This window comes from Parabacteroides sp. AF27-14 (assembly GCF_003635425.1).
Lineage (GTDB): Bacteria > Bacteroidota > Bacteroidia > Bacteroidales > Tannerellaceae > Parabacteroides > Parabacteroides distasonis.
The window spans coordinates 172,829-196,272 of record NZ_QTLZ01000004.1; the positions used below are offsets into that span (position 1 = coordinate 172,829).

General features: G+C 45.6%; 19 protein-coding genes. 14 read left to right on the plus strand and 5 right to left on the minus strand.

The genetic code is table 11. From position 1 onward, the window contains the following. Nucleotides 1-28 precede the first annotated feature (28 nt). The 8 genes from ribD to murI all read left to right on the plus strand — a co-directional run bounded on the left by ribD (nt 29) and on the right by murI (nt 9,028). A complete protein-coding gene (gene ribD / locus DWY79_RS06165; protein ID WP_005867892.1) occupies nt 29-1,108 on the plus strand; it encodes a bifunctional diaminohydroxyphosphoribosylaminopyrimidine deaminase/5-amino-6-(5-phosphoribosylamino)uracil reductase RibD in 1,080 nt (359 codons plus the stop codon). Nucleotides 1,109-1,227: 119 nt separating this feature from the next. Continuing rightward, nucleotides 1,228-2,604, plus strand: a complete 1,377-nt coding sequence (locus tag DWY79_RS06170; RefSeq protein WP_005867894.1) for a DUF6242 domain-containing protein — start codon at nt 1,228-1,230, stop codon at nt 2,602-2,604. An 81-nt stretch (nt 2,605-2,685) separates the two neighbouring features. After that, entirely contained in the window at nt 2,686-3,390 is a 705-nt protein-coding gene (locus DWY79_RS06175) for a DUF6089 family protein (RefSeq protein WP_122369028.1), read from the plus strand. A gap of 11 nt (nt 3,391-3,401) precedes the next feature. After that, nucleotides 3,402-4,145, plus strand: a complete 744-nt coding sequence (locus tag DWY79_RS06180) for an isoprenyl transferase (protein ID WP_008772657.1) — start codon at nt 3,402-3,404, stop codon at nt 4,143-4,145. A 14-nt stretch (nt 4,146-4,159) separates the two neighbouring features. Further along, nucleotides 4,160-6,850: an outer membrane protein assembly factor BamA gene (gene bamA, locus DWY79_RS06185; protein WP_122369029.1), complete on the plus strand. Its 2,691-nt coding sequence runs from the start codon at nt 4,160-4,162 to the stop codon at nt 6,848-6,850. Between the two features lie 172 nt (nt 6,851-7,022). After that, nucleotides 7,023-7,538, plus strand: a complete 516-nt coding sequence (locus DWY79_RS06190) for an OmpH family outer membrane protein (RefSeq protein ID WP_005858974.1) — start codon at nt 7,023-7,025, stop codon at nt 7,536-7,538. Nucleotides 7,539-7,612: 74 nt separating this feature from the next. After that, a complete protein-coding gene (locus tag DWY79_RS06195; RefSeq protein WP_005858972.1) occupies nt 7,613-8,107 on the plus strand; it encodes an OmpH family outer membrane protein in 495 nt (164 codons plus the stop codon). Nucleotides 8,108-8,197: 90 nt separating this feature from the next. Then, on the plus strand, nt 8,198-9,028 hold the full coding sequence (gene murI, locus DWY79_RS06200; RefSeq protein WP_122369030.1) for a glutamate racemase: 831 nt from the start codon (nt 8,198-8,200) through the stop codon (nt 9,026-9,028). A 311-nt stretch (nt 9,029-9,339) separates the two neighbouring features. Here murI and DWY79_RS06205 read toward each other — a convergent pair whose 3' ends face one another. Beyond that, nucleotides 9,340-9,708 (minus strand): YccF domain-containing protein, encoded by a 369-nt coding sequence (locus DWY79_RS06205; RefSeq protein ID WP_005858967.1) that lies wholly within the window; start codon nt 9,706-9,708, stop codon nt 9,340-9,342. 3 nt (nt 9,709-9,711) lie between these two features. Then, nucleotides 9,712-11,028: a M23 family metallopeptidase gene (locus tag DWY79_RS06210; RefSeq protein ID WP_370449925.1), complete on the minus strand. Its 1,317-nt coding sequence runs from the start codon at nt 11,026-11,028 to the stop codon at nt 9,712-9,714. Nucleotides 11,029-11,154: 126 nt separating this feature from the next. Here DWY79_RS06210 and DWY79_RS06215 point away from each other — a divergent pair, with 126 nt between their 5' ends. The 3 genes from DWY79_RS06215 (at nt 11,155) to DWY79_RS06225 (ending at nt 13,483) form a co-directional block, all read left to right on the plus strand. Continuing rightward, entirely contained in the window at nt 11,155-12,525 is a 1,371-nt protein-coding gene (locus DWY79_RS06215) for an MATE family efflux transporter (RefSeq protein ID WP_044545557.1), read from the plus strand. Nucleotides 12,526-12,608: 83 nt separating this feature from the next. After that, nucleotides 12,609-13,034 carry an META domain-containing protein gene (locus DWY79_RS06220; protein WP_005858961.1) on the plus strand — a complete coding sequence of 142 codons (426 nt, stop codon included), beginning with the start codon at nt 12,609-12,611 and terminating at the stop codon, nt 13,032-13,034. Then, entirely contained in the window at nt 13,034-13,483 is a 450-nt protein-coding gene (locus DWY79_RS06225) for an META domain-containing protein (RefSeq protein WP_008772651.1), read from the plus strand. The genes DWY79_RS06220 and DWY79_RS06225 overlap by 1 nt, the downstream gene beginning before the upstream one ends. Nucleotides 13,484-13,532: 49 nt before the next feature. Here DWY79_RS06225 and DWY79_RS06230 read toward each other — a convergent pair whose 3' ends face one another. Then, a complete protein-coding gene (locus tag DWY79_RS06230) occupies nt 13,533-15,590 on the minus strand; it encodes a TonB-dependent siderophore receptor (protein WP_122369032.1) in 2,058 nt (685 codons plus the stop codon). Nucleotides 15,591-15,596: 6 nt separating this feature from the next. After that, nucleotides 15,597-16,790, minus strand: a complete 1,194-nt coding sequence (locus DWY79_RS06235) for an exo-beta-N-acetylmuramidase NamZ domain-containing protein (RefSeq protein WP_122369033.1) — start codon at nt 16,788-16,790, stop codon at nt 15,597-15,599. A gap of 96 nt (nt 16,791-16,886) precedes the next feature. On the opposite strand from DWY79_RS06235, the gene DWY79_RS06240 reads away from it, so the two are divergent. The 3 genes from DWY79_RS06240 to DWY79_RS06250 all read left to right on the plus strand — a co-directional run bounded on the left by DWY79_RS06240 (nt 16,887) and on the right by DWY79_RS06250 (nt 22,713). Next, nucleotides 16,887-19,301 carry a DPP IV N-terminal domain-containing protein gene (locus DWY79_RS06240; RefSeq protein WP_122369034.1) on the plus strand — a complete coding sequence of 805 codons (2,415 nt, stop codon included), beginning with the start codon at nt 16,887-16,889 and terminating at the stop codon, nt 19,299-19,301. A gap of 59 nt (nt 19,302-19,360) precedes the next feature. Then, nucleotides 19,361-19,903, plus strand: coding sequence for an HDIG domain-containing metalloprotein (locus tag DWY79_RS06245; protein ID WP_005867908.1), 543 nt, complete (start codon nt 19,361-19,363; stop codon nt 19,901-19,903). A gap of 65 nt (nt 19,904-19,968) precedes the next feature. Further along, on the plus strand, nt 19,969-22,713 hold the full coding sequence (locus tag DWY79_RS06250) for a putative LPS assembly protein LptD (RefSeq protein ID WP_122369035.1): 2,745 nt from the start codon (nt 19,969-19,971) through the stop codon (nt 22,711-22,713). A 63-nt stretch (nt 22,714-22,776) separates the two neighbouring features. On the opposite strand, the gene ung is transcribed toward DWY79_RS06250, so the two are convergent. Continuing rightward, a complete protein-coding gene (gene ung / locus DWY79_RS06255) occupies nt 22,777-23,439 on the minus strand; it encodes a uracil-DNA glycosylase (protein WP_057327877.1) in 663 nt (220 codons plus the stop codon). Nucleotides 23,440-23,444 lie beyond the last annotated feature (5 nt).

Consider the following 23,444-nt stretch of genomic DNA (forward strand, 5'->3'; position numbering starts at 1 on the left):
GTGTAAAAACCGTTTATATGCAAAGATTATGGTAGAGGTTGAAGAGAAATACATGGCTCGTTGCATCGAGTTGGCCAAAGGAGGGAGGGGAAATGTCAGTCCGAATCCGATGGTTGGTGCGGTGGTTGTGCATAAGGGCCGTATTATCGGTGAGGGATTTCACAGGAAATGTGGGGAGGCGCATGCCGAGGTGAATGCTATCGCTTCCGTGAAAGACGAGTCTTTGTTGAAAGACAGTACGATTTATGTGAGTCTGGAGCCTTGCTCTCATTATGGGAAGACGCCTCCTTGCGCCGAGTTGATTATCCGGAAAGGGATTCCACGGGTGGTGGTCGGTTGCTTGGATCCTTTTCCCGAGGTGTCGGGGCGAGGCGTGCGGATGTTGCGTGAGGCTGGTGTCGAGGTCGTCACAGGCGTGATGGAGGAAGAAGCCCGTGCGTTGAACAAGGCGTTTATGACGCTACAAACGAAAGGCCGTCCTTATATTATCTTGAAATGGGCGCAGAGCGAGGATGGGTTTATCGATCGTTTGCGTACGGACGTGTCGGAGCCGGTCACGGTTTTGTCTTCTCCGGAGACTTCACGCTTGGTGCATAAACTTCGCTCGGAGGTGGCGGCTATCATGGTCGGTACACGGACCGCTTTATTGGATAATCCTTCATTGAACGTGCGCCATTGGTCCGGTAATTCTCCGGTTAGGGTCGTATTGGATCGCCGGCTCGTTATTCCCGATTCTTATCGGTTGCTGAATGGTTTCTCACGTACATTAATATTTACGGAGAAGGAAGTGGAAAACCGAGAGAACATGGAGTATATCCGGATAGATTTCGAGGGCCCGGTGATCCGGCAAGTGCTAGATCATCTTGCTGCCCGGAAGTTGGATTCCTTATTGGTGGAAGGTGGGGCCCAGTTGATTAATTCTTTCGTGGAAGCGGATGTGTGGGACGAGGCGAGGGTGGAAACAGCTCCGGTTCGCCTGTATCAAGGGGTGCATGCGCCGATGCTTGGAAAGGAGGCTGTTAGCGGCATCTCTAGACGTTCTGTTATGAGCATTAAAAATCATAACTATGAAATTTTAAATCATAACGATGAGTTCGAAAAATCATAACTATGAATTTTAAGGCTCATATAATCAACTAAAATATTATAAATATTAGCAGGTATTAGGGTGAAAGCAAAAAATGTTTCTACTTTTGTGCCTTTATATGCGACAAACTTATGTTTTTGATGAAAAATAAATTAGTACTATTTATAACAGGTTGTTTTGCGTTAGTGCTGTCTTCTTGTTTGAAGTCAGATGAAATCGTTGGTGTAGAAGCTATTAAGAATTGCCAGATACATACTTTTTCATTAAGTCATGATTCTGTGTCGGGGTTGGATACTGTGAAGTTTACGATAGACCAGCTAACGGGACGGATTTTTAATATAGACTCTTTACCTTTTGGTACGAAGATCGAGAAAGTGGTTTGTAAGATTGGGTTCGCTAATTCTTCAGTGATAGGTGGCGTGGAGGCTAGTCCCGAGGCTTATCCCGATTCCACTTATTATTTAAGTAGTTTGTCGGATTCCATCGATTTCTCCGCTCCGGTAAAGTTCGTGGTTCATGCGTATGACCAAGTCACGACAAAAGTCTATATGGCGCAGGTGAATATCCATCAAGTGGTTCCGGACTCTATGGTTTGGAGTATGTACGCGAATCCTATGATTGGCATTACCGTGAAGGATCAGAAGGTGGTAACCTACGATTATAATGGATCGGAGAATTACTTTATGTATGTGAAACCCGCCGAGTCCGGTAAACCTTACCAATTATATTACGCTTCGGTAAGTGCGCCTAAGGGCTGGCAGTCATTATCCTTGGCCGGTCTGCCTTCCGATGGGCTTTTGATCTCCCAGATTACTGAGTATAACAATGCTTTATATGTGCCGGCTACAAATGGCACATTATATAGATCCGAGGATGGCTTGACTTGGAGCGCTGTAGAGAACGCCCCTTCCGTGAAATACGTTTTGGGTAGCGTGAAGCAGGGCACGAAACAGCCTTCCGCCTTAGCTACGATCGTGGATCAGGAAGGAAAGCTAGCGTTCTATGCGATGAACGAATCCATGGAGTGGATCGCCGGAGATGCGGTGGCTAGCGGATTCCCTGTTACCGGATTTAGCAATCTCCAATATGCCGCAATGTATCATGAGTACTTGATGACCGCCGGCGGACGTACCGCGGACAACCAAGTGGTTAATACGACTTGGGCGACCATGGATGGTATCTCTTGGGCGTTGATGGCTTCCGGTGACGCAAACTTCACGAAGCGTGAGGGAGCGATGATCACGAATTATGACGATAAGTTTTTCTTGATCGGAGGTATCGACGCTTCGAACAAGGCATTGAAAGATATGTATCAATCGATAGATTATGGTATTTCTTGGTCGTTGATCGACTCGATGGTGGTGTTACCGACCGACTATGCGGCGAGAGGCTTTTCCTCAATTATTGTGGATAAAGAGAATTTCGTGAACATTTTCGGGGGAAAGACCAGCACTGGTTCCAATGACTTGAACCAACTTTGGAGAGGCCGTATCAATCGTTTGATCCCGAAGGAATAGAAAAGTTCGATAGGAGATGTATAATTTTATGAGGCTTTTAGCGTTAGAAAAAGAAGTGTGGTATATATAACAGCAAGGCTTATGACTTCAACTTTTTTTCAGCGGCTTCTCATAATCATCCTATTAGCGGGTACGGTCCCTACGCTTTGGGCGCAGGAATATAAGTACGAGATCGGTGGTATAGCTGGTGGTGCCTTTTATATGGGTGACGCCAACAAGAATACGATATTTAAAGGAATGAATCCGGCGGTGGGAGCCGTGTTCCGGTATAACATCAACTTTCGTTGGGCCTTGAAAGCCAACTTGATGTGGGGACAGGTTTCCGGTAAGACCGAAGGTATGGAGAACGTTTTTCCGAATAATGCCCAAACCTCTTTCAACCGTAGTATCATGGAGTTGGGGGGACAGGCGGAGTTCAACTTTTTCCCGTATAGCGATAAGTTCGACTATGCGGGGGCGAAGCGTTTCTCTCCTTATGTCTTGGTGGGCATTGGGCTGACGGTGGCTCCGGGTGGCGGGAAGACTTTCGCCAGCCCGAATATTCCTTTAGGCGTGGGCATGAAATATAAGATCAAGAACCGCCTTAATTTAGGGTGCGAGTTCTCGTTTCGTAAGTTATTTGGCGATGGCCTAGAGGGAAAGGACATGTTGGACGATCCGTATGGTGTTAAGGGTAGCGCTCTTAAGAATAAAGATTGGTACTCTTTCTTGTTGTTGTCTGTTACATGGGATTTCGGCCCGAGGTGCCGTACTTGTAACAATGCGAAAAATATAAGTGAATATTAGTAAGATAAAAAATGTCGTTGATTGAGAAAATAGACAAGAATCGCTTGCCACGGCACGTGGCAATTATTATGGACGGGAACGGACGTTGGGCCAAGGCGAAGGGGAAAGACCGTAGCTTCGGGCATCAGGAAGGCGTCGTTTCGGTCCGTAAGATTATGGATGCGGTCACTCAACTCGGATTGAAATATCTGACGTTGTACACTTTCTCTACCGAGAACTGGAATCGTCCGGAAGAAGAGGTCCAAGCATTGATGAGCTTGTTGGTCTCCGCCATTCACCGGGAGACTCCGGACATGATGAAGAAAAACGTCCGCCTTACCGCCATAGGCGACCTTTCCCGCTTGCGTGAGGATGCGTATAATACATTGCAAGAATGTATCGATATGACTTCGGCGAACACGGGAACCACACTTGTTCTGGCGCTTAGTTATTCTTCCCGGTGGGAGATCACCAGAGCGGCTAGGCAACTCGCCCAAGAGGTCTTGGAACAGAAAATAAACCCCAATGATATAACCGAGGCTATGGTCTCGGACCACTTGACGACCAAAAATATCCCCGATCCCGATCTTTTGATACGGACCGGAGGAGAGAAACGCATCAGTAACTTCTTGCTATGGCAGTTGTCATATGCTGAATTCTTCTTTACGGATGTGTTTTGGCCGGATTTCAGAGAAGAAGAGTTGTATGAGGCTATATTGTATTACCAGCAACGTGAGCGTCGTTTCGGTAAGACAAGTGAGCAATTAATCTTATAAACAATAGCTGTTATATGTACAAAAGAATAGTGCTGTTTTTTATTTGCTTGGGTTTCGCTTGCGGTGCGTTTGCCCAAGAAATAGACACTACCCAAGTTGAGGCGCCGGCAGAAGTGCCGGTCATTTCGTACTCGTTAGCTCCGAAGAAATACAAGATCGCGGATATAAAGATTACGGGTATCAAGAATTATGATGATTTTGTGTTGATCGGCTTCTCGGGCTTGTCGGTAGGCGATGAGATTACCGTGCCGGGGGAAGAGATCACTACAGCAGTGAAGCGTTTTTGGAAACATGGCTTGTTTTCGGATGTGAAGATCTTGGCAACGAAGATCGAGGGCGACCAGATTTGGCTGGAGATCCAGCTGAAGCAGCGTCCGCGTATCTCGCAAGTCAATTACCACGGGATCAAGAAAGGCGAGCGTGAGGACTTGGAGGCGAAGCTGGGTTTGAAGAAAGGTTTTCAGGTGACACCGAACGTCATGGACCGTGCCAAGATCGTGATCCAGAAGTTCTTCGATGGCAAAGGCTTTAAGAACGTGGATGTCGAGATCGAGCAAAAGGACGATCCCGCGAACGAGGGCGAGGTGATCGTGGATATCAATATCGATAAGAATGAAAAGACCAAGATCCATCGTATCTATTTTGAGGGTAACGAAAAACTGACCGCCCGGGAGTTGAAGAAGGCGATGAAGAAGACGAACGAGAAGTTTAGCTTGCCGAACGACTGGAAAACCAGTATCATGGAGATGTTCAGCACGAAGAAGTTCACGACTGAGGAATATGAGAACGATAAGAAAAATATAATCGCTAAATATAACGAGCATGGTTATCGCGACGCCGTATTGTTGTTTGATAGCGTAGCGAACTTTAACGAGAAGAAGGTAGATATCTTCTTGAAAGTGGATGAAGGTGAGAAATACTATTTGAAAGATATTCGCTTCGTGGGTAATACGCAATATTCTACGGACTATTTGATGGCCGTGTTGGGTATGAAGCCAGGCGAGGTGTATAATCAAAAGAAATTGAACGAACGTTTGAGTACGGATGATGATGCCGTTTCGAATGTCTATTTTAATAACGGTTATTTGTTCTTCAACGCCGATCCGGTAGAGGTGGATGTAGCGAATGACTCTATCTCGTTAGAGATCCGTATCCAAGAGGGTCCGCAGGCGACGATCAACCGTATTATCATTAATGGTAATGACCGTTTGTATGAGGATATCGTTCGCCGTGAGTTGCGTACCAAGCCGGGTATGTTGTTCAGCCGTGACGACTTGATGCGTTCCGTTCGTGAGTTGGCCCAGATGGGACACTTCGACCCGGAAAACATGAATCCGGTGCCGCTGCCTGATCCTGAGAATGGAACCGTGGATATTGAGTATAACTTGGTTTCCAAGGCGAATGACCAGATCGAGTTCTCCGCTGGTTGGGGACAGACGGGTGTGATCGGTAAGTTAAGTTTGAAGTTTACGAACTTCTCTATGAAGAACTTCTTGAACCCGAAAACCTATAAGGGCATCATCCCGCAAGGTGAGGGACAGACATTGACCTTGAGCGGCCAGACGAACGGGCGTTACTATCAGGCTTACAGCATCTCCTTCATGGATCCTTGGTTCGGCGGTAAACGACCGAATACATTGTCTGTCAGCGCTTATTTCTCAAAGCAAACCGATATCAGTAGCAATTACTTGACCAATTCCGGTTATGGTTATGGCTATCCGGGCTATGGCTATGGTTATCCCGGTTATTATGGGGGCGGTTATGGCTATGGTAGCAACTATTACGGCAACTATGGTTACAATAATAGTTATGAGTATGCTTACGACCCGGATAAGTCTATCATGATGTTCGGTTTAGCGGCTGGTTATGGTAAACGCTTGAATTGGCCGGATGACTACTTCCAGTTCATGGCGACGTTGAACTATCAGCTGTATATGATGCATGATTGGGATTATTTCTTGGTTAATAACGGAAATTGCCATAATATCAACTTGGAGTTGATGTTGCAACGTAACTCTATCGATAACCCGTTGTATACTCGTAAGGGTTCACAATTTATGCTGTCCGTAGCGGCTACGCCTCCTTATTCTTTGTTTGATAATAAGGATTATGGAGCGATGTCAAGCTCAGACCCGGATAAATATAAATTCATCGAGTATCATAAATGGAAGTTCAAAGCGAAGATATTCTCTCCGTTGGCTCCGTTGACCGTGAAACGTACGCCGGTATTGATGACCCGTGTTGAGTATGGTTTCTTAGGTACTTATAATAAAAATAAGAAGTCTCCGTTCGAGACCTTCTATATGGGTGGTGACGGTATGAGTGGTTACTCCAGTACCTATGCTCAGGAAACGATCGGTTTGAGAGGTTATGAGAATGGTAGTATCGCCGGTAATGGTGGTTACAACTCTTATGGATACGCTTATTCTCGTTTGGCTATGGAGTTGAGATATCCGTTCTTGCTGGAGCCTTCCTCTACGATCTACGGATTGGTATTTGTGGAGGCTGGTAACGCTTGGACTGATTTGAAGAATTTTAATCCGTTTAACTTGAAACGTTCCGCTGGTGTCGGTGTCCGTATATTCTTGCCGATGATCGGTTTGATGGGACTCGACTGGGCTTATGGTTTCGACGAGCCGAATTATGGATCTAATAGTAAACGTAGCGGTAGTAACCTGCACTTTATCATCGGACAGGAATTCTAAAATATAGATCGGGTATAGCTTCGTATGTAGAGACGGGGCGTGTTCCGTATGTGGAGACGGGGCACGCCCCGTCTCTACATTTAAATAAATACTTTTAACGAATATTGGTAGGCTGTAAGTAAACCCTCTGTTATATTTGCAGTCATAAAGTAGAACTATAAATAAAGAGAGTATGAAAAAGATTATCACATTGAGCTGTCTGATGTTGCTTTGTTCTTTTGCCGGCATGGCACAGAAGTTCGCTTTAATCGACATGGAATATATATTGAAGAATATTCCGGCTTACGAAATGACCAATGAGCAGTTGAGCCAAGTTTCCAAGAAATGGCAAAATGAGGTGGAAGCGATTCAGCAAGAAGCTCAGAATATGTATAAGAATTATCAGAGCGATCTGGTATTCCTCTCCGCCGAGATGAAAACGAAACGTGAGGAAGAGATCGTGAAGAAAGAGCAAGAGGCGCAAGATCTGAAACGTAAATATTTCGGTCCTGAGGGTGAGTTATATAAGAAACGCGAGAGTTTGATGAAACCGATTCAAGACGAGGTGTATAATGCGGTGAAAGAAATCTCGGAAGACAAGGGATATCAAATTGTTTGGGATCGAGCTTCAGCTATGAGCATTATTTTCGCTTCTCCGAAGATCGATATCAGTAATGAAGTGCTGATTAAGTTAGGATATTCAAAATAAATGCTTACATTTGTGCGCTTTATGCATGAAAAGTGTGAAAGCTTGATTAATAACAAAGTAATTATATAGTAAAAATGAAGAAACTTATTGTTTTATTGTTGATGATTCTCCCGTTGGGAGCTATCGCTCAGGAAGTTAAAATTGCGTTTGTAAAAACTCAAGAGGTGTTTATGGCTATGCCGGAGGTATCTGGTATGGAAAAACAAATGGCAGACTTGAATGAGAAATATAGAGTTGAATTGAAGCAAATGCAAGATGAATACCAAAAGAAATATTCAGACTTCGTAGCGCAGCAAGATTCATTGACAGAAAATATCAAGTTGAGAAGAATGCAAGAGATTCAAGATATCCAAGAACGTATGGATAACTTCGTTCAGGTAGCTCAGCAAGACGTACAAAAGAAACAACAGGAATTGTTGCAACCGATCCAACAGAAGTTGCACGAGGCTATCCAGAAGGTAGGCGAGGAGAAGGGATATACGTATATCATCGATCCGGCAGCTTTGCTTTATACGGGTACTAACGCAGTAGACGCAACTCCGTTTGTTCGTACGAAACTCGGTTTGTAATTAGCGAGAAAATTTATTCTATAGAATAAAAGAGGGGGTGTTTTCCGAAAGGATTGCACCCTTTGTACTTTATAAAAGAAGGTTTCTGATATGTTTCCACAAACTCCCGGTCCGATCGGTCTTTTTGACTCAGGTTATGGCGGACTTACGATTTTCGATAAGATCCATCAGTTGATGCCCGGTTATGATTACGTTTATCTGGGCGATAACGCACGTTCTCCTTATGGAACCCGTTCGTTCGAGGTCGTTTATCAATTTACCCGTCAGGCGGTATCGCGCTTGTTTGAGTCGGGTTGCCAATTGGTGATCTTGGCTTGTAATACGGCATCCGCGAAAGCGCTTCGTACGATCCAACAAAAAGACTTGCCTACATGGGATCCCAATCGTCGTGTATTGGGAGTCATCCGTCCTACAGTTGAGTTAGTGGATACGATCAGCCGTACTAAACATATCGGTATCGTAGGTACGAGCGGTACGATTACGTCCAATTCTTATACGATAGAGATCGGCAGGATGTACCCACATATCCAAGTGACAGGCGAAGCTTGCCCCATGTGGGTTCCTTTGGTGGAGAATAATGAGTTTAATTCTCCGGGAGCGGATTATTTCGTGAAAAAGTATATCGACCATCTATTATCCGTAGATCCGCAAATCGATACGCTTATCTTGGGATGTACTCACTATCCCCTTTTGATGGATAAGATCCGTGCTTTTCTTCCTTCCGGAATCACTCTATTCTCGCAAGGCGAGCATGTAGCGGAGAGTTTGCGAGATTATTTAGGGCGTCACCCGGAAATGGATCGTAAACTCACGAAGGGAGGAAGTTGCCGTTTTCTTACCACGGAGTCGGCAGAGAAGTTTTCTGAGGCGGCCTCTATCTTCATGAATACTCCGGTTTCGGTTTCCCAGATCGAGCTATAACGCCCCTAGGCCCTATGAGGGAGATGTATATGAACGCTATTTATACTTCCCTCCTTCTTTATGAATACTTGAAAGATATCGGATGAATTCATTTGAATATCTAGTATAATTCTACAGATCACGCCGTGAACTCTACAGACCAAGGCTTGATCTATACAAACCAAGGCGTGGTCTGTACGTACCATACCGTGATTTATGAAATAGAATAAGGAGCGAGAATGTATAGGTATAGAAAGAAATAGGTATAATACCTTATCCTAGCCTAAATTCTTGCCGGATGTCTGTCTTCTACAGAAAAGTCAGACGTTCCCTTATTGGATGCTCTTTCCGAAAGGCGCCAAGGCTAAAGCTGCCATCTTAAAATGTTGCATGCCGAAAGGGATGCCGATGATCGTGATACATAGCAAAAGGCCGAATCCCAGATGCGTAAGGCAAATCCAAAAGCCTCCGACGAATATCCAGATCACATTCATGATAAGTGACAGGCATCCTCCGGAATTCCCCTCGTCTACGACACGGCTGCCAAAAGGCCATAAAGCCAGTATCGCTAATTTTAAGGTCTGGAGGCCAAAAGGTATACCAATGATCGTTATCATTAGTATTAGGCTGGATATCAGATATTCTACACTTGTTATAATCCCTCCGAAGAGTAACCATATTATATTCCCCAAGAATTTCATACGCTAGTTATTTAAATGGTTGATACTATCTTTCTCATATATAACAGATGCTTTACTAACTGTGGCTACATGAAAGCTATCTATTTCCGCCAAGATTTGCCGCTTAACGAAAGCGAAACTATCTCTATAGGCCGGTTTCACCGGTTCAGAAGGGGGAGCTTCCATTTTTAGCGGATCGATAGGTTGCCCGTTTTTGTGGACACGGAAGTCTAGATGCGGTCCGGTAGAGAGTCCGGTGGAGCCTACATAAGCGATCTCTTGGCCTTGTTGCACATGGCTGCCTACTTGGATTCCTTTGGCGAAGCGGCTTAAGTGCATATAAGTCGTGGTGTATACGGAGTTATGTTTCACTTTCAGGAAATTGCCCCCGCCGTTTTGATATCCCTTGGCGATAACTGTACCAGCTCCGATGCTGCGTACCGGTGTACCGGCCGGTGCCGCGTAATCAACCCCATGATGCGCCCGGTATCGTTTGAGGATCGGGTGGAAACGAGCGTTCGTAAAACGGGATGTGATCCGGAAAAAGTCTAATGGTGCTTTCAAGAACGCTTTGCGAAGGCTGTTCCCTTCCTCATCAAAGTATTCGAAGATACTGTCTTGGGTGAAAGGAATCGCCACGAAATCCTTGCCTTGATGCGTAAAGATAGCCCCCTCGATAGAGGCGATGCTCAAGGCGGTGGTATCGTCGATGTAAGCCTCATTGTATAGAACCTTGAAGGAGTCTCCATCCTTGATATCGAAGAAATCGATTTGCCAAGCGTACACGTCCGATATCTTGATCGCCAGATACGGATCACCTCCGTTGGCCTTGATCACGTTCCATAGGGAAGAGTTTAATACTCCTTCCGTATATTTTTTCTTGAGGGTGATCGGCTTATTAAATTCATAGGCGTTGATCGTATCTCCGGTCAAGTCGATTACGGCATAATCGGTCAGCGACTTGGCGAAGGCGATATATCGGATCGTCTCCAAGGAATCTACCGTGGAAAATGTGTAATAATGCATGCCGGCTCGCAGTTTCGTCGGATCGAGGACATGGGTGGATGCCCTGCTGATACTGTCTGCTTTCAAGGCCGTGAAGCCCAGCCCGGAGAAGATGGAGGCGGGATTATCCCCGTTTTTCATCAAATACTCTTTTACGTCCAAGGAATCGATACAGATGCCGTATTGATACAGATGTTGTGAGCTATCCACCCACAGCGTATCCATGTCTGCGTCTTCCGTGGGCTGTTGGGGCTGTTTGCAGGAGAAACAACTCATCAACATGGCTAATACGATACATATAGGTAGTTTCTTGTCCATTTGTCTTCGTTTGTTCATCAAAAATTATTCAACCGGATACAAACTTACGGAAAATAATAGAAATAGCGAAACCTATTTAGCGTAAAGCTTTGTACCTTCGCGGACTCGTAAAAAGGTGTTTAGGTAGAAAGCAGATCAATGGACATGTATAGACTATTCCGTGCCCCGAGAGGGCTGAGAGGCAAATTATTTAAATTAACAGGGCCTATCTTTCTGGAAACCTTGCTGATGTTGACTTTAGGCGTGGTGGATACGCTTATGTTGAGCCATCATTCCGATAATGCGGTGGCAGCGGTAGGTGTGGTTAATCAATTGCTGAACATGGTATTTCTGCTGTTCAATATTACCACGACCGGAACGTCTGTCATGTGCGCCCTCTATTTTGGGGCGAAAGATAATAAGAGTTTTATTCAGGTGTTAGGAACCTCCTTGTTGTTTAACGCCGGCGTAGGTTGCTTGATCAGCTTGATGCTTTTCTTGTTCGGTAGGGAGATGTTGGTCCTGATGGATATCCGTCCGGATCTGATGCCGGACGCTGAGACTTATATGCACATTGTCGGAGGGTTCGGCTTCTTCCAAGCGGTTAGTTTTACGATATCGGCGGTGCTCCGTGCGGCGAACAAGCCGAATTACGCGATGCAGGTGACCTTGCTGATCAATGTATTGAATGTGTTTGGAAATTATGCGTTGATATTTGGCCATTTCGGTTTCCCTGCCCTCGGTGTACAAGGAGCGGCTATCTCTACCTCTGTTTGCCGGGGAGTGGCGATGACACTTTTGTTTATCATGCTGTTCAAGCGGTTGGTGCCTCGTATCCCTTTGGCTTATTTCCGTCCGTTCCCGTTTCAGAAGTTGAAAGATGTGTTGAAGATCGGTTTACCTTCGGCAGCGGAACAAATCTCGTATGATGCCTCGCAGGTGACGATTGTCTACTTTATCAATATGCTGGGTAATGAGTACTTGACAGCTCGTGTTTATGTGATGAATATCGTAATAATCGGCTATATCTTTTCTTTGTCGATCGCGCAAGCTACTTCTATTTGTACCGGCAATTTGGTGGGCGCGAGGAAGAAGCAAGCCGCTTATTTATTGAGTTGGTATGCTTGGAGGAGGTCGTTGCTGATTACGTTAGTCGCTAGTACCGGGGTTTATCTGCTGGGACGTCCTTTATTGGGGATATTTACTGAGAATCAAGCGATTATAACGATCGCGATGGGAGCCTTGCTGGTAGATGTACTCTTGGAGCAAGGGCGGGCCACGGTACTGCTGTTCTTATTCTGCTTGCGTTCGGTAGGCGACGTCGTGGTCCCGGTAATTATCGAGTTATTCTGTATGTGGTTCTTTGCCGTGTTCTGCGGGTATATGTTCGGTATCGTGTTCGGATTAGGCTTAGCGGGGATGTGGTTCGCTTTTGCTTTGGACGAGTGTTCCAGGGGAGCGGTACTCTGTTTGCGGTGGCGAACGCAGAAGTGGAAAAAGAGGATGTTAATCAAGAATCCTGTTAATATAAGCTAAAACAGGGTGCTCTTGGGAACATTTCGCCTTCTATTTGCGTCTTACTAATTACAATAGATATTTTATAAAAGATTATGATGAAGATGAAAAAGGTATTGTTTTATGCGTTTTTGCTTCCCGCTTTCGTTGGGATGATGTTTTCTTGTTCAGACGTCAAGACAGATGTGAAGAAGTTGGAAGGTAAATGGAATGTGGTAGAAGTGAAAGGTGAGAAAGTCTTGGAAGAAGGCCTGCCGCAGATGGACTTCAATATGGCTGAGAAGAAATTACATGGAAATACAGGCTGTAATTTATTCAATACGACGATCACGTTAGATCCGGAAGATGTATCTTCTATTACGATCGCTCCGGGCGCTACGACGATGATGGCTTGTCCGAATATGGATTTGGAGACGAGCGTGCTTCAATCGATGGATCAGGTTCGTTCCGTGAAGGCCGGAAAAGATGAGAATGAGATGTTGCTGGTAGACCAAGATGGTAATGTATTATTAGTATTGGAGAGAAATTAATGCGAAAAGGTCTTTTTTATATTTGCCTGCTTTTGGTAGGCGTCGGTTTGTTCGCCGGCTGTAAATCCAAGAAAGCGGTGGTAGCTTCTTTCTCGGATCTGGATGGTGAATGGGGTGTCGTGGAGATGAACGGTAAGACGTTGAATCCCGAGGAGACTCATCAGGTTTTGGTGTTCGACGTGGCTCGTCAAGGGCTTTCGGGAAATGCCGGTTGCAATCGGTTGATGGGGAAGATCGAATATAATGATGCTTATAGAAATATCATTAAGTTCCCACAGGTAGCGACTACCCGAATGGCTTGCCCGGATATGAGCGGCGAACGTGAGTTGCTGGAAGCGCTTAATAAGGTGGTGCGCTTTGAGGCACAGGGTGAGGCGGCTCCTGTTACGGAAATCGCTTTGTTCGGGACCAATAATGATAAGTTGTTGGTGATCAAAAAGCAAAAATAAAATCACCCAGTTGTAGAGACGGGGCACGCCCCGTCTCTACAACTGGGTATTAATATTTGAAACTATAACGGAATCCTGCCTTAAACCAAATACCCGGTTGGGGGATATTTCCCAGATCATAATAAGTGGAATTGAGCAGATTATTTAATTCCGCATATAGATTTAACCGCTGATATTCCCAATTTACTTTCATATCTACTAAGCAATAAGGAGAGTAAGGTTCCTCATAAGCCGGCTTAAGATTCTCGTATTTAGTATAACTACCTGCCCGGTCTTGCCAACGGACATACCAAGTGGCCGAAAAACCTTTCCAGATAGAATGGCTTAATTGAGCCGTGAACTTGTGCTTCAGATAATCTAACGCATAATTCGATATATACCCCTCACTATCCTTGTCTTGATGGATAAACGCATATCCCAGTTCTATTTTCCGGATAAAGAACCGTTCGTTGCCCAGTTCCCTCGGTAATAAACTCAGGTTAGTCTCGAAACCAAGGTTATCGACTTTTGTCAGATTTCGGCTTTCCCAGATATCTTCCGGTTTCTCTTTCACCCAATCGATCATGTTCTTGCCTTTTCGGTAAAAACCGGCTATATGAGCCCGGAGGAAGTAAGTGTTGTATTTCAGTCCGACCTCGAAAGCCTCGCTTTCTTCCGGTTTTAGGTCCGGATTTCCTTTATTCGTCTTACCCTCATAATAAAGATCGGTGAAAGTCGGCATGCGCAATGCCCGGTTCCAGCTCCCATACAGACGGACATTGTCCCCGATACGGTAACTGGCATCTATTCCCGGATAGAAATGAATCCCTTCGTTTAAGGCCGAATTATAGTTTGCCAAGACCCCGACTGACAACGTGAAGCGGCGTAATAATACGTTATGCTCAAGAAAGTAGCTGATGTTACTTCGGTTATCGCTTTTTAGATATTGCCCCTCTTTCTCGAAAGGAACATCCTGCGGTTCCTTCATCGGCTTGCCTAATACATTACTCTTTACTCCCTCGTTTCGGAATTCCACGCCCATACTGGTTCTTCCTAGTTTCCACTGTGTCGTGGCGTTGAGGTTGGCTCCGAATACTTCCGTCTCATGGTAATTATGCCCGGTATACCAATCGGCGGGATCGCTACGGAACAACTCGTACCGGTCGAAATGTCGGGTCCAGTATACCTTGGGGGTGAACTTGATTTTGCCATGTGTTTCTCCTCCGGCGGAGAGGAAGAAGCGGCGAGTCTTGTCGTATTGGTTGGGATAGGAAGCGGAGTAGAAGCTATTCGCTCCATAACCTTTGTCGTTGTATCCGGCTTGGAATTGGAAATCGGCCTCCTCGCTTTTAAGTTCCGATTGCCAAAAAAGATTTAATTGTTTGAAGTCCGTATTGTCTATATACCCTCCGGACGAGGCATACCCTGCGGAAAGGCGCTGTCCGAAATGAGTGGTCGCGTGATTGATGGCAGCCTCCAGTTTCCAGAGCTTATGCATTCCGGCGTAATTGTCGGTCGAGATCCTGTTCTCTTTTCCTGTTTTCGTGATGATATTGATCGCTCCGGCGAAAGCGCTGGCCCCGAATATACGGGAAGAAGGGCCGGATACCACCTCGATGCGCTCTATGTCCGAGAGATTCACCGGGAGGTCAAAACTATAATGGCCGGTTTGTGGGTTGGAGAGGTTGACCCCGTTTAAGAGAACCGCTATTTGGTCGAACGTCCCTCCCCGGATGGAGATATCGGCTTGGGTGCCTCCTTCTCCTCGTTGCCGGACGTCTATTCCCGCGGCATATTCTAAAAGATCTTGGATACTGGTGACAGGCGCCGCCGCGATCTCACGGGCGGGAATGACTGTCACGATCTTGGTCGCTTGGTTCCGTGCGATAGGCGCACGGGAGGCGGTAACTTCTACCTCTTCCAGCTCTACGGAAGCTTCCTCGCCGGTCCGGTTAGGCTCGATTACCTTTTGGGCTTGCGCCGTGTCGGGCAGGGCGAATAGTAACGTGCTTGCTGTTACGACTCCAATGTTAATGACTTTGTGCATACTCCGGAACGCGGCGTAACGTTTCCGGTCGAATCGGCGGAAACGTACGGCGACTTGGGTATGCGATTCCCAATAATTCATTCGTTCTTATTTTTTATTTTGAGTAGGATAGTCCGGATAAAGTAAATACTTTTTACGCATGGCCTTGTATTGATCCAGCTCGGGTTTCCAACTTTCCCGGATCTCTTTCTCGGATAAGCCCCTTACGATCTGGTAGCGGAGCTGCTTCGTGCCTGCCAATAAATCGAACCAGTTCGGACGGGAGAAGAAAAAGGCTTGATCCTTTCCCGCTTTATTGTAGAAGTCGAGGAAGAATCGCAAGGTTAATCCTCCTTCGAACGGATATTCCCGCAGATCGATGCCGTAACATACTTTATCCTTTTGCAAGGGATTGGTATCGAATCCGGGCAAGGAGGTCGGGGTAAAAGTGAAATCCCCGTATTTAGGGTCCGGGAAACCTAGTACTTGAAACGGATAATAGGTTCCTCTTCCCACGCTAACGTTCGTAGCCTCAAAAAAGCAAAGCGACGGATACAGGCGGATAGACTGGTCATTCGGGAGGTTCGGAGAGGGCTTGACCGGCAACCAATAGGGATCTCCGTGTTTCCAATTCTCCATCTTTACGATCTTTAACCGGCAGGTATCGGGCGCACTTTTCAGCCAGCCTTCCTTATTGATCATCCATGCCAATTCCCCTACGGTCAAACCGTGCAAGATCGGGAGCGGATCGACACCGACGAAAGACTCGAATCCTTTCTGGCGGATCGGTCCGTCTACGAAGTCATTCGGGTTCGGGCGGTCCAACACGATAAACTCTTTGTTGTTTTCGGCGCAGGCTTCCATCACGTAATGCATCGTGCTGATATAGGTATAGAAACGGGCACCTACATCTTGTATATCGAAAACAATCACGTCGAGGTCATCCAGTTGCTCGGCGGACGGTTTCTTGTTTTTCCCATAAATAGAGATGATGGGGATGCCTGTTTTCAAGTCCCGGCTGTCTTTTATCTCCTCTCCGGCATCACCGGTTCCCCGGAATCCATGTTCCGGAGCGAACACCTTCTTAACGTCTACGCCTTCCGCTACTAGCGCATCTAATAAATGAATCTGCCGCTTTTCCAAAATGGAAGTCTGGTTGACCACTAATCCTACCCGCTTGCCCTTCAGTAAACGAGTGACGACATCCATCCGCTCGGCACCTAGCTTTAACGGGGCGTTTTGTGAATAGACCGTTGGCGTCAGGCTAAAAAGTATGACTAGAAATATAAAGATCTGTTTCATTACATATATAATAACTGTATACTAACCGCAAAAGTACGAAATGTTTTTCACAGAAAGTTTATACTTTTGAGGCGAATAACAGACAATACTAAGAATATGAATGTAAAAACACTTTTTTATGCGGTAGCCTTCTTGAGTTTGTCGTGGGCGTCTTTCACCTATGCGCAAGATGTCCTGCCGGAATATACGCAAGCACGCCGTTTCGCCCCGTCGAATGCGGAACAGTTACTTTTCTCTTATACCCTTACCCCCAATTATTTTAATAATAGTGACAAATTCTGGTACGAGTATAAGACGAGTGAGGGGACAAACTGGTATCTGGTGGACCCCGATTCGAGAAATAAACGATTATTATTCGATCGGGATGAGTTGGCGGCACAGATAAGCGAGATCGTGAGAGAGCCTTTTACCGGACAACAACTTCCTATCGAGGATTTACGCTTAAAGGAAGATGATCGCACGTTTACTTTCTCGATAAAGGGTACGAACGGGAACTATTTTTTCTCGTATGATTATCCGTCCTCCCGGTTGACTCGGATTACGAAAGACGAGATTCCTGCTAAAATCCGTTGGGCGAATATATCGCCGGATAAAAAGCGGGTCGTCTTCGCGAAAGATCTGAATCTGTATGTCATGAGTTATGAGGATTATGAGAAAGCCGTGAAGAATCCGGAGGATAAGACGATATCCGAGATCGCCTTGACTACGGATGGCGAAAAAGATTTTGGCTTTGGTATGCCCCGGACCTTCTTGAATACCGATACTTTATGTGACCATAAGCGGAAATATGTAATGGGGAACTGGTCTCCCGATGGTCGTTATTTCGTCGCGACTTTGTCGGATCAACGTGAGGTGCAAGATTTATGGGTGATTAACTCGATCGCCAAACCTCGTCCTACACTTGAGACCTATAAATATCAGATGCCGGGAGAGGCGGGTTCTCCAATCGTTCATTTATATCTCTTTGATTTGGAAAATGCCGGAAAGCGGAAAGAAATCCGGGTGGATTGTTTTAAAGATCAAATAATTAATCTAGCCTCCAAACCGGATAAGGAGCGTACGGGACTCACTCGGAACTCGATCTGGTTGGGAGATAACCAGACCTTCTATTTGACCCGTGTCAGCCGGGATATGAAACGGGTGGATATCTGTTCGTATACGATCGGGGAGGATTCGGTAAAAGCGATCATTGAGGAACGTCTAAATACCTCTATGGAAACCCGCCCGCTAGCGATGACCGATAATGGTAAGGAATTGATCCATTGGAGCGAACGGGATGGTTGGGCGCATCTGTATCTATATGACGCGCAAGGAAATTTGAAAAACCGTATCACCAAAGGACCTTGGCATGTGGACGCCATCGTAGACGTGGACAGTAAGAATCGAGTCGTTTACTTCAAGGCGAATGCCCGGGAAAAGGGAGATACGACTCCTTATTACGAGCATTTGTATCGGGTGAATCTGGATGGTTCGGGCTTAAAGCTGATTACTCCGGGCGATTATTTCCACCTGGTCTCTATGGATAAATCCATGCGATATATCGTGGATAACTATTCTCGTGTCAATACGATCCCGGCTACGGCATTGTATGATAACCAAGGTAACCGATTGATGACCTTGGAGGAGAGTGACTTCTCCCAATTATTCATGGCAGGTTATAAATTCCCTGAGCCTTTTTCGGTAAAGGCGGCCGACGGGGTGACCGATTTGTATGGTGTCATGTATAAGCCTTTTGATTTTGATTCCACGAAAGTATATCCGGTCATTAACTATGTATACCCCGGACCGCAACAGGAGGGAACTTTCTTTCGCTACATCCCGATGAATCCTCGTACGGATCGTTTGGCGCAAGCCGGATTTGTCGTGGTGTGCATGGGACATAGGGGAGGGCATCCCAGTCGCTCCAAGTGGTATCATAATTATGGATATGGAAATTTGCGTGATTATCCGATGGCGGATCATAAAGTAGCTATTGAGCAGTTGTGCGCTCGATATAAATTCATGGATATCAACCGGGTCGGCATACACGGACACTCCGGTGGCGGTTTCATGTCTACAGCGGCTATGCTGCTTTATCCGGATTTCTTTAAGGTAGCGGTATCTTGTGCCGGCAATCATGACAATAACATTTATAACCGGTGGTGGGGAGAGAAACATCATGGGGTAAAGGAGATCACGGATGATATGGGAAATATCTCGTTCGATATTCGCATCCCGACCAATCAGGAATTGGCGAGGAATTTGAAAGGCCATCTGTTATTGATCCATGGCGATATCGATAATAATGTGCATCCGGCGAATACCATTGTTGTCGTGGACGAGTTGATCAAGGCTGGCAAACGCTTTGATATGTTGATCGTACCGGGAAAACGTCATCATTTTGATGACTATAATGAGTATTATTACTGGCGGATGGTCGATTACTTCTCTGAGTATTTGAGAGGCGAACGGGAAACAGGTGCGGATATAAAAGATTTGAAACTGGGCAATTGGTTTCAGGGGTATCAGTGATGAGAAGTAGTATATGTGAGAGAGATTGTTTATTTTTGTCTCGCAAAAAAATAAATAGGATGAAACCTCTTGATATAATAAAGAAATATTATCCGGAAAGTTCGGATGCCTACCGGATTTTGGTGACTCATAGCCGCAGCGTGGCGGATAAGGCATTAGCATTGGCCCGTTTGCATCCGGAGATGAATCTGGATCTGACTTTTATTGAGGAAGCGGCGATGTTGCATGACATAGGGATCTTTTTGTGTAACGCACCGGATATCGATTGCCATGGGGAGGCCGATTATATCTGCCATGGCTATCTGGGAGCCGATTTAATGCGGAAAGAGGGGTATCCTCGCCACGCCTTAGTTTGCGAGAGGCATACGGGAACGGGGCTTTCGCTTGCCATGATCGAGGAACGGAACCTGCCTGTTCCACATCGGGATATGCGTCCCGTGTCATTGGAAGAACAATTGATCTGTTTCGCTGATAAATTCTTTAGCAAGACTAAATTGACGAAAGAGAAACCGGCTGATAAGATAAAACAGAGCTTATCCAAGTATGGAAATGAGACAGTTGAGCAGTTTGAACACTGGTGTAAACTCTTTTTAGGGGAATAAAAGCATAAGGGCTCGTTTATTTATTATACATTTGCACGCTGTAACACACTGCAAAGAACGAAGTAATGTTTTTGATATATAGAGTCCTAATCATTCTATTCGTTTTCCTCTTGGGAGGCTTGGGCGTGCAGGCGCAGGAGATTGTCGCTCCTGCCGATAGCTTGGCGCAGACTGATTCTCTCTTGGTGGCTCCTACGGATAGTACAACGTTAGCGGGAGATTCGATTCCAGAAAAGCAGACCGGGCTAGATGCTCCGGTCAGTTATCAAGCGACCGATTCTATCGTGATGACGGCTGGCAACTGGGCATATCTTTACGGGGAAGGCGATGTCAAATACCAGAATATCGAGCTGCAGTCCGAATTGATTGAGATGAATATGGATAGTAGCATCGTGTTCGCTAAGTTTGGACTCGACTCTATCGGGCAGGAGTTTGGCTATCCGTTGTTTAAGGAGGGCGATCAGCAGTATGAGTCGAAGACGATGCGGTATAATTTTGGTACCAAGAAAGGATATATCACGGACGTGATTACCCAGCAGGGCGAAGGGTATGTTACCGCCGGGCGAACGAAAAAGATGGAAGGGGATATCTTGAACATGGTGGGTGGTAAGTATACGACCTGCGACGAGCATGAGCATCCTCACTTTTACATCCAGATGACGAAAGCGAAGGTGCGCCCGAAAAAGAATATCGTAACGGGTCCGGTCTATCTGGTCTTGGAGGACGTGCCGTTGTATCCGATCGGGTTACCTTTCTGTTTCTTCCCGTTCTCGAGTACATATTCATCCGGTATTATTATGCCGACTTTCGGAGACGAGTCTACCAGAGGTTTCTTCTTGCGTGACGGTGGATATTATTTCGCCTTGAGCGATTATATGGACTTGGCTTTGTTGGGAGAGATTTATACCAAGGGATCTTGGGGATTGTCGGCCAAGTCGGCTTACCGCAAACGTTATAAATTCTCGGGCAGTTTTAATGCTTCTTATTTGGTGACGAAATTGGGAGATAAGGGCTTGCCAGACTATAATTTATCCAAGGACTTCAAGGTTAACTGGACGCATACGCAAGACCCTAAGGCGAATCCTTATCTGTCTTTCTCGGCGAGCGTAAACTTCTCGACCTCTTCGTATGACCGTAATAATCAGAACAGTTTATACCCGAATGCGAATGGATATGCCGATGTGAACCAGAATACGAAGAGTTCATCCATCAACGTAACGAAACGTTTCCCGAATAACCCGTTCACGATCTCCGGTACGATGAGTATAAACCAGACGACCCGTGACTCTTCTATCGCCGTAACCTTGCCTAGCATGACGGTTACGATGAGCCGTATCTTCCCTTTCAAGCGGAAACATCCGGTCGGGAAGGAGCGTTGGTACGAGAAGATCTCCATGAGTTATTCCGGTACGTTTAGTAATAGTATAACGACAAAAGAAAACTTATTATTCAAATCGAATTTGATCAAAGATTGGCAGAATGCTATGCAGCACTCGATTCCGGTAAGCGCTACATTCTCCGTGCTCAAGTACTTGAATATTTCTCCCTCTTTCAATTACAAGGAACGTTGGTACACCAGCAAGATCGAACAGGAATATGATACGCAGAAACAGGCTTTGGTAGCCCGCGACACTACGTATGGTTTTTATCGTATTTACGATTTTAACGCTTCTATCTCTGCGTCTACTACCTTGTATGGTTTTTATAAACCGTTGCCATTCTTGGGTAATAAGGTTGAGATGATCCGTCACCGCTTCGAGCCGTCTATTACGGTAAGCGCCCAGCCGGACTTCGCTTCTTCTCGTTTTGGTTTTTATGAGACTTATGTATATCAAGACGCGAATGGTGAGGATCGTGAATATACGTATTCTCCGTTCGCTCATAATATGTATGGCGTTCCGGGAACGGGAAAACAAGGAAATATCAGTTTTGACGTAAATAACAATATCGAGATGAAGGTGCGTTCGGATAAGGACTCTACTGGATTCAAGAAAATTAGTCTGATCGATAAGCTGTCGTTAGGCATGAGTTATAATATGGCGGCGGATTCATTTAAGTGGAGTGACTTGAGTGTCGGTTTACGTTTGAAATTATCCAAGAGTTATACGTTGAACTTGAATGGTCAGTTCGATACCTATACGTACGATGAGAATGGGCGGCGTGTCGATATTCCCCGTTGGAAAGCAGGAAAGGGTATTGGTCGTTTGAGAGGGACTAGCACCAGTTTTTCTTATACATTTAATAATGATACGTTTAAGAAGTTGTTTGGAGGAGGTGATAGTTCATCGGATAAATCTGGGAATCAATCGGCATCCACGGATCCGAATGCAGATCCGGATGGCTTGAACCCGGATGCAGGAGGAGAAGGCGAGAACAAGGAAAGTGGTGGCCGTCTGTTGGGCAAAAAGAAAGAGACCGGTGAGACAGATGCCGATGGCTATTTAATTTCCAAGATTCCTTGGAGCCTCTCGTTTAGTTATGGTTTGAGTTTGCGGTATGGTGATTTTAATCGTTCTAAACTGGAGTATGATTACGCCTTGACTCACTCTTTGAGCTTTAACGGAAATATCCAGCCGACAAAGAACTGGCGTTTTAACTTTAACGCTACTTATGATTTTGACGCTAAGAAGATTTCTTATATGACTTGTAACGTAACTCGTAACTTGCACTGCTGGCAAATGACGGCTAGTTTCGTTCCGGTTGGTCCTTATAAATCCTATACATTCAGTATCGCTGTAAGCTCTGCTTTATTGAAAGATTTGAAGTATGATAAGAGAAGTAATTATAGGGATGGACAGCAGTGGTATTAAGAACCGAAAATTGAGAATTGAAAATTATTGGATTGTATAGCTAATTTTCAATTCTCAATGATCTTACCATTCGATGGGAGTTTGCCCAGTTGCGATTAAATAATCATTGGCTTTGCTGAAATGCTTGTTTCCGAAGAATCCCCGGTAAGCGGAAAGAGGGGACGGATGGGCTGATTTAAGAACCAGATTACGGGATGGATCGATGAAAGCACCTTTCTTTTGTGCGTAGGAACCCCATAATATGTAAACGATATGGCTTCTTTCAGCCGCCAGACGATGAATAACAGCATCGGTAAAGGTCTCCCAACCTCTATTTTGATGGGAACCGGCTTGATGCGCTCGTACCGTGAGCGTGGCGTTTAGCAGTAATACGCCTTGATCTGCCCAACGAATCAAATTGCCGGTTGTTGGAACCGGATGCCCTAAATCATCTTGTATTTCTTTGAATATATTGATGAGGGAAGGGGGGAAAGGTACCCCATCCTGCACGGAGAAACAAAGTCCGTGCGCCTGTCCCGGCTCGTGATAAGGATCTTGGCCGAGGATAACGACCTTCACTTTATCGAACGGGCAGTGCTCAAAAGCGTTGAACATATAAGGACCGGGAGGATAAACAGTACCTTGGCGGTATTCTTGTTTAACGAAATCGGTCAATTGCTTGAAATAATCTTTTTCAAACTCGTCGGCTAACCGTTTTTTCCAGCTTTCTTCAATCTTTACATCCATAATAT

Excerpts from the sequence above, each read along its gene's own strand:
- ribD (WP_005867892.1), top strand. The coding sequence starts at position 29 with ATGGTAGAGGTTGAAGAGAAATACATGGCTCGTTGCATCGAGTTGGCC.
- DWY79_RS06170 (WP_005867894.1), top strand. The coding sequence starts at position 1,228 with ATGAAAAATAAATTAGTACTATTTATAACAGGTTGTTTTGCGTTAGTG.
- DWY79_RS06175 (WP_122369028.1), top strand. The coding sequence starts at position 2,686 with ATGACTTCAACTTTTTTTCAGCGGCTTCTCATAATCATCCTATTAGCG.
- DWY79_RS06180 (WP_008772657.1), top strand. The coding sequence starts at position 3,402 with ATGTCGTTGATTGAGAAAATAGACAAGAATCGCTTGCCACGGCACGTG.
- bamA (WP_122369029.1), top strand. The coding sequence starts at position 4,160 with ATGTACAAAAGAATAGTGCTGTTTTTTATTTGCTTGGGTTTCGCTTGC.
- DWY79_RS06190 (WP_005858974.1), top strand. The coding sequence starts at position 7,023 with ATGAAAAAGATTATCACATTGAGCTGTCTGATGTTGCTTTGTTCTTTT.
- DWY79_RS06195 (WP_005858972.1), top strand. The coding sequence starts at position 7,613 with ATGAAGAAACTTATTGTTTTATTGTTGATGATTCTCCCGTTGGGAGCT.
- murI (WP_122369030.1), top strand. The coding sequence starts at position 8,198 with ATGTTTCCACAAACTCCCGGTCCGATCGGTCTTTTTGACTCAGGTTAT.
- DWY79_RS06205 (WP_005858967.1), bottom strand. The coding sequence starts at position 9,708 with ATGAAATTCTTGGGGAATATAATATGGTTACTCTTCGGAGGGATTATA.
- DWY79_RS06210 (WP_370449925.1), bottom strand. The coding sequence starts at position 11,028 with ATGAACAAACGAAGACAAATGGACAAGAAACTACCTATATGTATCGTA.
- DWY79_RS06215 (WP_044545557.1), top strand. The coding sequence starts at position 11,155 with ATGTATAGACTATTCCGTGCCCCGAGAGGGCTGAGAGGCAAATTATTT.
- DWY79_RS06220 (WP_005858961.1), top strand. The coding sequence starts at position 12,609 with ATGAAAAAGGTATTGTTTTATGCGTTTTTGCTTCCCGCTTTCGTTGGG.
- DWY79_RS06225 (WP_008772651.1), top strand. The coding sequence starts at position 13,034 with ATGCGAAAAGGTCTTTTTTATATTTGCCTGCTTTTGGTAGGCGTCGGT.
- DWY79_RS06230 (WP_122369032.1), bottom strand. The coding sequence starts at position 15,590 with ATGAATTATTGGGAATCGCATACCCAAGTCGCCGTACGTTTCCGCCGA.
- DWY79_RS06235 (WP_122369033.1), bottom strand. The coding sequence starts at position 16,790 with ATGAAACAGATCTTTATATTTCTAGTCATACTTTTTAGCCTGACGCCA.
- DWY79_RS06240 (WP_122369034.1), top strand. The coding sequence starts at position 16,887 with ATGAATGTAAAAACACTTTTTTATGCGGTAGCCTTCTTGAGTTTGTCG.
- DWY79_RS06245 (WP_005867908.1), top strand. The coding sequence starts at position 19,361 with ATGAAACCTCTTGATATAATAAAGAAATATTATCCGGAAAGTTCGGAT.
- DWY79_RS06250 (WP_122369035.1), top strand. The coding sequence starts at position 19,969 with ATGTTTTTGATATATAGAGTCCTAATCATTCTATTCGTTTTCCTCTTG.
- ung (WP_057327877.1), bottom strand. The coding sequence starts at position 23,439 with ATGGATGTAAAGATTGAAGAAAGCTGGAAAAAACGGTTAGCCGACGAG.